Origin of the sequence: Helicobacter cynogastricus, assembly GCF_900197855.1 — a bacterium.
Lineage (GTDB): Bacteria > Campylobacterota > Campylobacteria > Campylobacterales > Helicobacteraceae > Helicobacter > Helicobacter cynogastricus.
Genome location: NZ_FZMQ01000005.1, coordinates 421,641 through 434,331, shown reverse-complemented (window position 1 = coordinate 434,331; position 12,691 = coordinate 421,641). Strand labels below are relative to the sequence as shown.

At 45.2% G+C, this 12,691-nt stretch carries 10 protein-coding genes; 9 read left to right on the top strand and 1 reads right to left on the bottom strand.

Annotation, left to right across the window (positions count from 1 at the left end):
• The first annotated feature begins 3 nt into the window (after positions 1-3).
• Together ftsA and ftsZ are read left to right on the top strand one after the other, a co-directional pair.
• Entirely contained in the window at positions 4-1,386 is a 1,383-nt protein-coding gene (ftsA, locus tag C6H00_RS03485; protein WP_104749630.1) for a cell division protein FtsA, read from the top strand.
• Positions 1,387-1,402: 16 nt separating this feature from the next.
• Positions 1,403-2,536, top strand: coding sequence for a cell division protein FtsZ (gene ftsZ, locus C6H00_RS03480; RefSeq protein ID WP_104749629.1), 1,134 nt, complete (start codon positions 1,403-1,405; stop codon positions 2,534-2,536).
• On the opposite strand, the gene tgt is transcribed toward ftsZ, so the two are convergent.
• The gene (gene tgt / locus C6H00_RS03475; protein WP_104749628.1) at positions 2,533-3,636 is read right to left on the bottom strand and encodes a tRNA guanosine(34) transglycosylase Tgt; all 1,104 of its coding nucleotides are present in this window, start codon (positions 3,634-3,636) and stop codon (positions 2,533-2,535) included. The genes ftsZ and tgt overlap by 4 nt on opposite strands.
• A 99-nt stretch (positions 3,637-3,735) precedes the next feature.
• Here tgt and C6H00_RS03470 point away from each other — a divergent pair, with 99 nt between their 5' ends.
• The 7 genes from C6H00_RS03470 to bioV are packed head-to-tail and all read left to right on the top strand — an operon-like array spanning position 3,736 to position 12,691.
• A complete protein-coding gene (locus C6H00_RS03470; protein ID WP_199769178.1) occupies positions 3,736-5,103 on the top strand; it encodes a COG3400 family protein in 1,368 nt (455 codons plus the stop codon).
• Positions 5,100-6,128 carry a 3-dehydroquinate synthase gene (gene aroB, locus C6H00_RS03465; protein ID WP_104749626.1) on the top strand — a complete coding sequence of 343 codons (1,029 nt, stop codon included), beginning with the start codon at positions 5,100-5,102 and terminating at the stop codon, positions 6,126-6,128. The genes C6H00_RS03470 and aroB overlap by 4 nt, the downstream gene beginning before the upstream one ends.
• The gene (locus C6H00_RS03460) at positions 6,119-7,621 is read left to right on the top strand and encodes a mechanosensitive ion channel family protein (protein WP_104749625.1); all 1,503 of its coding nucleotides are present in this window, start codon (positions 6,119-6,121) and stop codon (positions 7,619-7,621) included. The genes aroB and C6H00_RS03460 overlap by 10 nt, the downstream gene beginning before the upstream one ends.
• The gene (locus C6H00_RS03455; RefSeq protein WP_104749624.1) at positions 7,618-9,210 is read left to right on the top strand and encodes a mechanosensitive ion channel family protein; all 1,593 of its coding nucleotides are present in this window, start codon (positions 7,618-7,620) and stop codon (positions 9,208-9,210) included. The genes C6H00_RS03460 and C6H00_RS03455 overlap by 4 nt, the downstream gene beginning before the upstream one ends.
• Positions 9,188-10,435, top strand: a complete 1,248-nt coding sequence (gene mtaB / locus C6H00_RS03450) for a tRNA (N(6)-L-threonylcarbamoyladenosine(37)-C(2))-methylthiotransferase MtaB (RefSeq protein WP_104749623.1) — start codon at positions 9,188-9,190, stop codon at positions 10,433-10,435. The genes C6H00_RS03455 and mtaB overlap by 23 nt, the downstream gene beginning before the upstream one ends.
• Complete coding sequence (locus tag C6H00_RS03445; protein ID WP_233704391.1) at positions 10,401-12,080, top strand: AAA family ATPase; 1,680 nt, start codon at positions 10,401-10,403, stop codon at positions 12,078-12,080. Before mtaB ends, C6H00_RS03445 begins: the two co-directional genes overlap by 35 nt.
• Positions 12,080-12,691 carry a pimelyl-ACP methyl ester esterase BioV gene (gene bioV / locus C6H00_RS03440; RefSeq protein ID WP_104749622.1) on the top strand — a complete coding sequence of 204 codons (612 nt, stop codon included), beginning with the start codon at positions 12,080-12,082 and terminating at the stop codon, positions 12,689-12,691. Before C6H00_RS03445 ends, bioV begins: the two co-directional genes overlap by 1 nt.

Here is a 12,691-nt window from a genome sequence, read left to right as displayed (position 1 = left end):
GTTGTGAATCCGATCATACTTGGCGTGGATATTGGATCTAGCAAGATTTGCGCCATCATCGCCGAGCTCAAGGAGGGGATACCTCAAATTATTGGGGCAAGCACTCAAAAATCCGAGGGGGTGCGCAAAGGGAGTGTGAGCAATATCTCTCAAGCAGGCGAGATTGTTAAAAAAGCCATTGAGGATGCCAAACGCATGGCAGGACTTGATTTCGTAGAAAAGGCGATCGTTTCCATTTCAGGGGCTTATACCCAGAGTGTGAATAGCTCAGGAATCATCAATGTGCCCAATAATGAAATCACACTCAAAGAGATCAATCGCGGGCTAGACACGGCCTTGCACAACGCCTCAATCCCGGCTGGGCATGAGGTGATTCATATCTTGCCCTACCAGTTCAAGCTAGATAACCAAGACAGCATTGAAGACCCGATGGGAATGAGCGGATCGCGCTTGGAGGTCTTTACCCATATTGTTACCGTGCAACATAGCAGTTTGGAAAATCTGCGCCGTGTGATCCAAATTGCTGGAGTAAAAATTGAAAACATTGTTCTAAGTGCCTATGCAGCTTCTATCGCCGTCTTGAGCGAGGATGAAAAGACTTTAGGTGTGGCATGTATTGATATTGGAGGAAGCACTTGTAACATCATGGTTTATGAGGGCAATTCCATGCGCTTTAATGGCTATGTGCCTGTGGGCTCTGAGCATATTCGAGACGATCTAGCCATTGGCTTACACACCCCGCTAGGCGCGGCTGAATTTGTCAAACGCGAGTATGGGAATTTGCTCGCCGAAGAGAGTGATCAAGAGATCGAGGTTCCGGCTGTTGGGGTAGAGAACAAAAAAAACCGCTTTCCGCTAAGATTTGTACACGAGATCATCAACACCCGCGTTTTAGAGGTCTTTAATCTGCTCAATAATGCACTCATTAGTAGCAAGCTTAAGGATAGCTTGGGGCGAGGTGTAGTACTCACTGGAGGAATGACCCACATGCAAGGAATCCAAAATGTCGCCGGGGCTATCTTTGGAAATATACCCGTGCGCATTGCAAAACCTATAGAAATTAGTGGCCTATTTGAGGAACTTAAAAACCCTACCTATGCGGTAGCCATTGGGTTGATCCTCTATGGCGCGGGTGGACATACTAATTATGAAAAAGATTCTGAAAAAACAATCCGCTATAAAGAGAGTCGTCATAACGCGCAACCCACTTTTACTTACACTCCAGAGCGTAACTATATTGAAACAGATTTGACCAACCTTAAACATACTGAGCCCCAAGAAGGCACAAAAGAGAGGAAAAAAGATATAATGTATCCTTATGGCAACACGCCTAAGGAAATAGGTTTTTTTGAGCGGCTAAAAGTGTGGGGATCGAAGTTGTTTTAAAGGATAATGGGTGACAATGGTGAATGAAGCGGGCATAGGTGTAGAAGAAATCTTTGAAACCAATGGGGCCAAGATTACGGTCATTGGTGTAGGGGGGGGAGGGTGCAATACAATTGCCCACCTCATTGCTACAGGCACTTACAAAGACATCACTCTTATTGCCGCCAATACAGATGGACAACATCTCAAGTCTTCTAATGCCAAGAATAAGATCCGTTTGGGAGAGAAGGTAACTGGAGGCAGGGGAGCTGGCATGCGCCCTGAAGTAGGCAAACAAGCTGCCCAAGAATGCGTAGAAATCATTAAGGAAATGGTAACCGGGGCAGATATTGTCTTTATTGCCGCTGGACTTGGTGGAGGCACGGGTACAGGGGCTGCCCCTGTGATCGCTCAAATTGCTAAAGATGCTGGTGCTCTGACCATTTCTGTGGTAACCAAACCCTTTAATTTTGAAGGACGCAAGCGGGCTAAGATTGCTGAAGTGGGTTTACAAGAACTCAAAGCCGTAAGCGATTCGATTGTGGTAATCCCCAATGATAAATTGACAGGTTTTGTTCCTAAAGATGCCGGTCTTAAAGCTAGCTTTATACATGTTGATAGCGTGTTGGCTAAGGCGGTGAATGGAATTTCAGGGATGATTATCAACTATGGAGAAAACGATATCAATGTAGACTTTGCCGATCTTAAAACCGTGATGAATCACCGCGGGTTGGCTCTTATGGGTATTGGGGAGGCTACTGGAGTGAACGCTGCTACGGTAGCAGTGGAAAATGCTATCGCTTCGCCCCTTTTTGACAATGTGTCCATCAATGGCGCGATGGGAATGCTCATTAACTTTGAGTGCCATCCGGATTATCCTCTCCTAGAAATCACGGCTGCAGTGAGTATTATAGAGTCCATGGTTGACGAAAACGCAGATATCATCTTTGGAACATGTACCTCCACCAACACCCCCACCGATCATGTAAGGGTTACTATCGTAGCGACCGGTTTTGAAAAACCCACCACCCCTAAAGAAGAGATCAAATCTGAGCCTTCTTTTAGTTTGTCTAGAAATGCGCTAGAAGATATTAAGTTGGCAGGCAATGGAGAAACTTATCAAGGAATTGATCTAGACAAGCCCGCCTTTTTACGCCACCAAAAAGATTAACCTAGTTTTTCAAGCATGACCGCTTTATAGCGGGCGTATTGTCCTTGCAAAATCGCCTCCCGCGCGTTGCGTGCAAGCTCTAAGTAAAAGTGCAGATTGTGGATGCTTGCCAAGCGAAAATAGCTTAACTCCCGTGCCTTAAAGAGGTGGTGCAAGTAAGCCTTAGAATAATGCGCACAAGTAGGGCAGGTGCAGGTAGGGTCTAGGGGGGTATCGCTCTGTTTATAGGGCGCGCTTTTTATGCTGATCTTGCCCTGCATGGTGAAGAGTGTGCCATTGCGTGCGTTGCGTGTGGGCATGACACAATCAAACATATCCACCCCTAAGCCAATGGCTTCTAGTAAATCTTGAGGCGTGCCCACCCCCATTAAATAGCGGGGTTTGTGTGCGGGCAAAAGGGGGGCAGTGTGTGCAATCGTTTCATACATTTCTTGAGAGCTCTCCCCTACTGCTAGTCCCCCAATGGCAAAGCCATCAAAATTAAGCGCGCTAAGTTCTTTCGCGCTCTGGGTTCGCAGGGCCAGATGTGTGCCCCCCTGCACAATAGCAAAAATATGGTGATTGGGGCGCGCATGGCGAGTGTGGTGTTCTAAACTTTGTTGCGCCCAAGCAGTGGTTTTTTGCACTGCCTTTAAGAGGCGATCATAAGAGGCGGGCAACCCTACTAGATCGTCTAAAACCATGCAAACGTCGCTATTGAGGGCGTATTGAATGTCTAATACCTTCGCAGGAGTAAAGAGGTGGCTACTCCCATCAATATGGGATTTAAAGACGATCCCCTCTGTATGCTCTTTGGTGTTAGCGCGCAAAGAATAGGCTTGAAACCCTCCGCTATCGGTCAAGAAATTCCCTTTATAAGTGCTAAAACCATGCAAACCACCCAATTTGGCGATGAGCTCATGCGTGGGGCGCAAATAAAGGTGGTAAGTGTTGGCTAGGATTATGGGGGCACGCAGGGCGTGTAAATCTTGGGCATCCAAGCTTTTTACGCTAGCTTGTGTGCCTACAGGCATAAAAATCGGGGTTTGCACGCGTCCGTGCGCTAGCTCAAGGCTTAAGGCACGCGCTTGTGCGTCCTGCGCGTCTAATCTGACATCCATCAATGACCTTAACTTTTTTGCTATATAATAGCTAAAAACGATAGGAAGTGCTTGAAAAGGGTTGTACTCATTTTGGAAGGGATTGTTGCCAAAAAATTTATGGAAGTGGTTGCGACCAAATATTTTAGCAATAATTTCTATCTTATCATCACCAAAGATTCTAGTTGTTTGCCCGCTAGCTTACCTAGCACCTTTTCTGTGCATCATTTTGATCCCACTTCAGCCTATCATTTACATCCCCTCTTAGACGCGCAGGTGAGCGATGTTTTTCTCATCATGGGAGATACCAAAGAGCAACAGGCCGTCTATGAGATCATCCGTCAAAAAAATAAAGAAGTGCGTTTAGTAGTAACTTTGAAGAGTGGGGCAAAATGGGAAGGGGGCAAAGATGATAAGCTTTTATTAATGGATAATGCCCAGATCATCGCTAATAAATGCATCGCCAAAATCCCCAATGTACCTAGCGTGCCGCAAGGGTTTGGCTTAGAACAGGGAGAAGTGATGGAAATTGGTGTACCCTTTGGAAGCGTTTTTGCCTACCGCCATATCGGGGCATTGCGCCAAAAAGATTACAAAATTGTGGGGATTTATCGCAAGAACAAGTTTTTTTTAAGCAACCATTCAACCATCATCCAACCGCGCGATCAGCTCTTGGTGGCGGGTAATCCAGAAGTACTCAACAATGTCTATTTGCAGGTAAAAAGCAATGTGGGGCAGTTTCCAGTTCCTTTTGGACGCGATATTTATTTGTATGTGGACATGCACCTACAAAGTCCTCAAGCCATAGAGCGCGATCTTAAGCAGGCTCTTTTTTTGCATGAAAATCTCAAGAGTCTAGCTTTGCATATCCACATCCTCAATCCAAAAATCGATGCCTCCAAAATGCGCACTATTGAAAAAGGAGATATCCATGTTCACTTAGATTTTAGCGGAAACACTTTTCATAAAAAATTGGATTTGGATAGTCAAAAAAAGATCGGCTTGGTGGTGGTGGGGCGCGAAATTTTTGCCCATAAAGAGAACCGCCAAGCCCTTTTTGACATCGCTACGCCTGTTTTCAAGACCAATGTTAAGGGGTTAACCCATATCAAAAAAGGCATGGTGGTGCTCAATGAAAGCATGCAACAAAGTGAGGATATCTCCTCTGTGATGTTTGATGTGTGCGCACAAATGAGCTTAGACATGCTATTATACGACTTTGATCCAGACAAGCGTTACAAGGTGGAAGTTATTGACAATTACAAACACCTCTCCCACATTTACAGCCGTAAGATTAAGATCATTCGCACCTCTATGAAAAACCCTATTTTATTTCTAAGAAAGCTAGAAACCTCGATCATGCAGTTCTTGCCCTTTGAATCCTGTATCACCCAAAGTAAACTCTTTTGGATGTTCTCTACACGGGTAGAAAAGATCGCCTTTTTAAGCGATGCCCACCCCCAGCTCTTTATTCCTGTGGTGGAATGATGTGCCTAGAGATTACCACACGGCAAGGGAGCTATTTTGTGCATTTGGGGGATTTGCCCCAGATTACGCTAGATTGTAGGGTTTTGGTGGTGAGTGATACCCAAGTGGGACAACTTTATTTAAACTCTTTTTTAGACCACTTAGAAGCAACCCATATTAGCACCCACCTTGTGCCCGTAGGGGAGGCGTTTAAAAACTGGGAGAGCGTGGAGAGCATTTTAGAGGCGGGTTTTAGGGCGCGCTTGGGGCGGCAAGACTGCATGATAGCTTTGGGCGGGGGTGTAGTGAGCGATATGGTAGGCTTTGCTAGTGCGATTTATAAGCGCGGGATTGACTTTTACAATGTCCCCACCACCCTATTAGCCCAAGTAGATGCGAGTGTAGGGGGTAAAACAGGCATCAACAACGCGCATGGCAAAAACCTCATTGGAGCGTTCCACGCGCCCAAAGGGGTTTACATTGATCCTGTCTTTTTAAAGAGTTTAGAGGCACGCGCCTTTAAAGCAGGAGTAGCCGAGATGATCAAAAAGGCGATTTGTTTGGACGCGTCTTATTTTGAATGGTTGCACACCCACCCTATTAAAACGCATCTGCTAGAAGCCATTTTTAAAAGCGTGCAAATCAAGGCACGGGTAGTGGAAGCAGATGAGCATGAGAAAGGCTTGCGCATGGGACTCAACTATGGACACACTTTTGCTCATGCCATTGAAAAAGAGGGGGACTATAGCCAACTTTTACATGGGGAGGCGGTGGGCATAGGCATGCGCATGGCAAACGCCCTTGCGCTAGAATTGGGACTTTTAGATCCTACAGCACACACACGCGTAGAGACTCTTTTGCGTGCCTATGGTTTGGATTTGTCCTATAAAATTAAAAACATGGATATGTTCTATGCCACCATGCAACAAGATAAGAAAAATAGTGCTGGTGTGCGCTTTATTCTGCCTACAGGCATTGGGAGTTTTGAGATGGTGGACGATGTGCCTAAAAATGTGGTGTATGAGGTGCTTAGAATATGGGCTTAAGACTCCTACTTTTTTTATGTTTGTTGTGTACGGGGCTGTATACGCAACCAGAGCCTCGTGCGCTCAAAGCCCAGCTAGAGAATTTGGACAAACAGCTTGAACCCAACACTTGGGTGCAAAAGTTTAAGAATTTTGAGTATTATCAAAAACTCTCTTTACAAATTCAGCGTCTCCAACAGCAGATTAGAACTCAAAAGGCTAGAGGAGAACATGGTTTGGACATGAGTGCTCTTGAACACAGCCTGCAGAGCCTCCAGCACCAAAAAAAGCTCTTAGAATCTTATAAAAACCCCCCCTTTAAAGAGCTGGTAGAAAAACCCCCAATTCTCAATATCCCTACCATTACTAACCCTTTTGCTATCATTGGAGGACTTTCTTTTCTAAAAACCCTACAGGCACGCTATAAGAGCATGCAAACCAATCAAGAGAGCTTAAAACGCGCTGTAACTTTGATTCAAGAAAAACGCGCAATCTTAGACCAACTCAATGCTCTAAACCCTGAGCTCAAACTGAACGCGCAAATTTCCCAAGAACAGGTTAAAATCCTTGAGTTTCAGAGTGCGCAAAATCTTTTGAGTGCTAGCATTGAAAGTTATGCCAAAGATATCCAAGCTACGCGTGCCAATGTTCAAGCCCAGATCAAAGACCAGCTCTTTAAGTTGGGCTGGGTGGTGCTCACTGCGCTAGGGAGCGTCTTATTGGCGTGGTTGCTTAAACGCTTAAGCCACAAATACTTAGCTGGAGATGAGCGCGCCTACACGATCAATAAGGCGATTAACTTTGTCAATATTAACCTAATCATCCTCATTTTTCTTTTTGCCTATTTGGAAAATGTCTCCTATCTCATCACTTTTTTAGGCTTTGCGAGCGCAGGTTTTGCCATTGCTATGCGCGATGTATTTATGAGCGCGTTAGGCTGGCTTTCTATCGTACTCAAGGGGAGTGTGCATGTGGGCGATCGGGTTAAAATCACCAAAGATGGAAACACCTATGTGGGGGATGTGTTGGATATTTCCATGCTCAATTTAACGATCTTAGAAGAGGTAACGCTCACTACCTATACCAAGAACAACGGGCGCGCGGGGCGTATTATTTTTGTGCCCAATAACTACATTTTTACCGGACTCTTTTCTAATTACACCCATTTGGGTTTGAGTGCAGTGTGGGATAGTCTAGATTTTTTACTACCCTTTGGAAGCAATTATCAACGCGCAATAGACATTGCCCTAGAAGTGGCTACGCGTCGCTCTGAACCCTTTAGCCAAGCCACACGCACACAGCTAGGTAAAATGCGCGCCAAATATGCCTTGCGCACCCTTGAGGCCGAGCCTAAAATCGCCCTCATGCCTGAAAAAGAGGGCATGCGCTTGTATGTCTCCTATTTGGTGAACGCGTATGACACTCTAGGCCTACATTCTGAAATCGCCCTAGAGATCATCAAGGCCTTTGAGCAGGCTGAGGATATTTTTATCACCCCCAAGCCTGCTTCATGAGATGGTGGCTTTTATGGCTATGTATCGGCGTGTTGTTAGGCACACAAGCCCCAAGCATACCTGACAAAGAAGTGTCAATTCAACTTGGAGCAGAATTAACCCACCTAGAAAAACGCCTAGAGATTAGCAATAATATTTGGCTCAAAAAATTTAATAATGTGGAGAGTTACGATCAAATTTATGAGGAGATTCAGAGTATCCAGCACCAGCTCAGAGTGCTTAGACATAAAAAAGGGGGCGACACCCTACAAATCAGCACTCTAAATCACACTCTACAAGCTCTCAAACACCAAGAGGAACTTTTAGAACAATACAAAGTTAATCCCTTTAAAGAGCTGGTTGAAAAACCCCAAATAGGAGTCATCCCCTCTATCAGCAACCCCCTGGCCATTGTGGCAGGAATTTCTTTTATCAAAACTATCAAGGCACAATATGCGACCATGCAACGCAATCATAAACTCTTAGTGCAGGCCCTAGAACTTTTAGAACAAGAAGTGGGCGTTCTTACTCGTCTAAAAACTCTGCAAGAGGATAATGGTACTGCCAAAAAACTTTACCAAGAACAGATCAAAAAGATCGAATTGCAAGGAGCGCAAAAACTTTTAAAAACCAGCATGGATCTGTATGCCAAAGACATTGAAGAAGCTAGTGCGAACATTCAAACCCAAATTAAGACTCAGCTTTTCAAACTCTTGTATGTAGTGCTGATTGCCTTAGCAAGCATTGTTCTAGCATGGGTGTTAAAAATCATTAGCCATAAATATGTGCATAGCAATGAGCGTGCCTACACGATCAACAAGGCGATCAACTTTGTCAACGCTAATATCATTATCCTCATTTTTCTTTTTGCCTATTTGGAGAATGTCTCCTATTTGGTTACCGTGCTAGGATTTGCCAGCGCGGGGCTAGCCATCGCCATGCGCGATTTGTTCATGAGCTTGTTGGGTTGGCTGACAATCATTTTAGGAGGGAATGTCCATGTAGGCGATCGTGTGAAGGTTTCTAAAGAGGGGCACACTTATGTAGGCGATGTGCTGGATATTTCCATGCTCTATATCACCATCTTAGAAGATGTAACCTTGACTAGCTATATGGAAAATGATTGCCGTGCAGGGCGTATTATTTTCATTCCCAATAACTACATTTTTACAAGCCTCTTTGCCAACTACAGCCATTTTGGTATGAAAAGCGTTTGGGATGGAATCACCTTCTATATCACTTTTGACTCCAATCACAAAAAGGCGATGGAAATTGTGCTCAACATCGCCAACACACATGCCAAGCAATATACTGAGATGACCTACAAGCAATTAGGTAAAATGCGTACTAAATACTCCTTGCGCAATTTGAGCGTGAACCCGCGCGTCTTCATGTCTTTACAAAAAGATGGGATTCAAATCAGTGTTTGGTATCAGACCAATTCTTACGCCACTCTCGCGCTCAAATCTAAGATTTCTAGTGATATTATCCAAGCACTTTTACAAGAACCCGACATCACTATCGCTTATAGCACGACTAAATTTGTACAAGGCGGGGATGGTTTTGGGAATAAGAACAGGAACACACATGAAGCAGAAAGTTTACTTTAAAACCTTTGGATGCCGCACTAATCTTTATGACACCCAAATCATGCGCATGCATTTAAAGGATTTTGAGCCCATCCTGCAAGAGGAAGAGGCGGATATTATTGTGCTCAATTCCTGCACGGTTACTAATGATGCCGATTACAGCGCGCGTGCCTACGCTAAAAAAATGCATGCACGGGGCAAAAAGGTCTATTTTACCGGCTGTGGGGCGAACGCGCAGGGTTTGCAGCTTTACCAAGAGGGGCAGGTTTTTGGTGTGTTTGGACATGATCGCAAGGAACAAATTAACACGCTCTTGCATGCACCAAAGGGCTTTTTTCATGCAGACGGCCTCAAGGGCGTGGATTCTAGCTTGCTAAACGCCTTTGTGGGCAAAAGGCGTGCCTTTGTAAAAATCCAAGAGGGCTGTAATTTCCAATGCAGTTATTGCGTGATTCCCTCTGTGCGGGGGCGATCGCGCTCTCTGCCTGAAGAACAAATCTTGCAACAATGTGCGCTTTTAGCCCAAAGTGGGGTCTTAGAGATTGTACTGACTGGCACGAATGTGGGCAGTTATGGTGCAGAATTTGGCAGCAATGTCGCGCGCTTGATCAAACAAATTGCGCGTCTTGAGGGGATTAAACGCGTGCGCATTGGCAGTTTAGAACCTAGCCAGATTGATGCGGAGTTTTTGGAATTGCTTGATCACCCCATTTTAGAAAAACATTTACATATCGCTTTGCAACACAGCCATGATGTCATGCTTAAGCACATGCGACGGCGCAACCGCACGCGTAGTGATCGCCAACTCTTAGAAAAGATCGCCTCTAAGGGCTTTGCACTGGGTACAGATTTTATTGTCGGACACCCTTATGAGAGCGAAGAGATTTGGCAAAGCGCGCTAGAAAACTTTAAACAACTCCCCTTAACCCACCTACATCCTTTTATCTACAGCGCGCGCGCGGGCACGCCCTCAGCCAGTATGTCCTGCCAAGTGCGCGGAGACATCGCCAAAGCCCGCCTAAGAGAAATTAGCGCATGTGTGCAGGAGAAAAACCACGCCTTCCGCTTGCATACATGCCATACTTCCCTAGAAGTGGTGGTGGAGAGCTATAAAGAGGGGCATTATTGCGGGAGCGATCAGTTTTTTAACCCAGTGAAAATCACCTCTGCGCGCGATTTACGCGGGCAGTGGGTGTGCTTGAGGGATTACCATGTACAAAAAGATAGTGTCTATGCGTCCCTTTAATAAAAAGGTCATTTTGGGCGCGTTGGGGGTGCTGGTGGGAGCAGTTGTAGTGGTATTCTTGTTCTTTAGGGAGCAGGTAAAACTGGTGAGTCTACAAGATTTTAACGCTCTTTTGCACTCAGAAAAAATCCAAAGCATTAAAATGGACGATAACTACATCTACCTCAAAGTGAATTTTAAAATTTATAAAACCGCGCGCGTGGGCTGGAAAGAGGGATTGCAATTCCCTAGCAATATCCCCATTGAGATTCTCAAGGAAGAAAACACCACCCAACAGCTCTTAGATATGGTGATTATTTTCTTTTTCCTCATCTTGCTTGCCTTGCTCTTGCGCTTTGCTTGGACAAAGAAAAATCTCCCCTTGCAAACCAGCTATGAGGGCGCGCTCAAAGCCCAAAGCCCACCCATGCCCTCCTTGCACGCCACTCTGCCTAGCGTGCGCTTTGAAGATGTCGCGGGCACTAAGGAGGTCAAGGAGGAGCTTTATGAGATCGTAGACTATCTCAAAAACCCCAAGAAATACCAAGATTTGAAAATCAAATTGCCTAAAGGCGTGCTCTTAGTAGGCCCCCCGGGGGTGGGCAAGACGATGATTGCCAAAGCTCTAGCCTCTGAAGCTAAAGTGCCTTTTTTTTATCATAGCGGAAGCGCGTTTGTGCAAATTTATGTAGGCGTGGGGGCTAAAAGAGTGCGCGAACTCTTTGCTAAGGCGAAAGCCTTCAGCCCCTCCATTGTATTTATTGATGAGATTGACGCAGTGGGCAAGGCTAGAGGCCACCAGCGCAATGATGAGAGAGAAGCGACGCTCAACCAGCTTTTAACCGAGATGGACGGCTTTGAGGAGAGCTCTCAAGTGATTGTGATTGGGGCGACTAATAAAATCGATGTGATGGATGAAGCCTTGCTACGCAGTGGGCGTTTTGATCGGCGCATTTTTATCTCTTTACCCGATTTAGAAGAACGCATACAGATTTTAGATGCTTATCTCAAAGACAAGCAACATAGCTTAGATTGCAAGGAAGTGGCTAAAATCTGCGTGGGCTTTAGTGGGGCGATGCTGGCATCTTTAGTCAATGAGAGCGCACTCAATGCGCTTAGACGCAACGCCCAAATCATCACCATGCGCGATATTTTAGAAGTCAAGGACAAAATCGCCTTTGGCAAAAAAAAACATATTACCTTGAGTGAGCAGGAAAAAAACCTCTACGCGCTCTATCAGAGTGCAAAAGCCCTTAGCGCGTACTGGCTAGAAGTAGAGTTTGATAAGGTTTTGCTCATGGGAGATTTTTTAATGGCGAGCGATCAAAAGGTGCGTAGCCAAAGCGAGATGAACAATAGTATCAAGGTGTATCTAAGTGGGATGATCATCCTAGAGTTGTTTTTTCAAGAACACTACACCTTAGCTAAAGACGATCTTAGGCACGCCTTTGAAATTGCCAAGCGCATGTGTGAGGAATACGCGATGGGGCGCAAATTCATAGGAGATCGTTCCGACATGGAGGCATTGCTAGGCACGCTGTATAAGGAACAAAAGGAATTTTTAAGCAATTCTAAAATGCAGGTGCAGGCGATGGCTAAAATCTTACTAGAAAAAGAAAAGCTTAGTAAGCCCCAAATCCAAGAGATTTTACATTCCTTTGTGTGATGGTAGGCACCTACTTTAGCGGTTTTGGCTTTGCCAATGAGAGCTGGCTTTTTGGCTGGATATTAGAAAAATGCACGCGCTACGATGTGGCTGGTTTTAGCTATGGGGCTACGCGTGCGCTAGAGTATGCTTATGAGCAAGTTAAGCAGGAAAAACGCGTACAACGCCTAGTCTTAATCGCCCCCTGCATGCTCGCCCACAAAAGCCAAGCCTTTAAAAATTTACAACTTAAAGCCTACCAGCAAAACCCCCAAGCTTACATGCAAGCTTTCTTTGAGAAAATTGGCTGGAGCGCGCTCTTAGCACAAGACCCCAATTTAGAGCACTACACGCATTTAGGAAGTTTGGAGGATTTGCAAAACTTACTCAATTATCACTATGCCCCTGAAAAGTTAGAGTTTTTATGCGCTAAGGGGGTGCGCTTGGAGGTCTTTATCGGGTTAGAAGATGCGATCATGGACGCTAAGGCGTTGTGCGCTTTCTTTAGAGATTACGGCTGCGTATGGCAATTTAAAGGGGCTAATCATTTGCTCAGAGTGCAAGCCAAATCCTCTTCTTCAAAAAAACCACCATGTGCCGATGGTGAAGCCTATCCTAATACAATGGTTTAA

Bases quoted from the DNA above. Each gene is read 5' to 3' on its own strand.
- ftsZ (WP_104749629.1), top strand. From the start codon at position 1,403: ATGGTGAATGAAGCGGGCATAGGTGTAGAAGAAATCTTTGAAACCAAT.
- tgt (WP_104749628.1), bottom strand. From the start codon at position 3,636: ATGGATGTCAGATTAGACGCGCAGGACGCACAAGCGCGTGCCTTAAGC.
- C6H00_RS03470 (WP_199769178.1), top strand. From the start codon at position 3,736: ATGGAAGTGGTTGCGACCAAATATTTTAGCAATAATTTCTATCTTATC.
- aroB (WP_104749626.1), top strand. From the start codon at position 5,100: ATGATGTGCCTAGAGATTACCACACGGCAAGGGAGCTATTTTGTGCAT.
- C6H00_RS03460 (WP_104749625.1), top strand. From the start codon at position 6,119: ATGGGCTTAAGACTCCTACTTTTTTTATGTTTGTTGTGTACGGGGCTG.
- C6H00_RS03455 (WP_104749624.1), top strand. From the start codon at position 7,618: ATGAGATGGTGGCTTTTATGGCTATGTATCGGCGTGTTGTTAGGCACA.
- mtaB (WP_104749623.1), top strand. From the start codon at position 9,188: ATGAAGCAGAAAGTTTACTTTAAAACCTTTGGATGCCGCACTAATCTT.
- C6H00_RS03445 (WP_233704391.1), top strand. From the start codon at position 10,401: ATGTACAAAAAGATAGTGTCTATGCGTCCCTTTAATAAAAAGGTCATT.
- bioV (WP_104749622.1), top strand. From the start codon at position 12,080: ATGGTAGGCACCTACTTTAGCGGTTTTGGCTTTGCCAATGAGAGCTGG.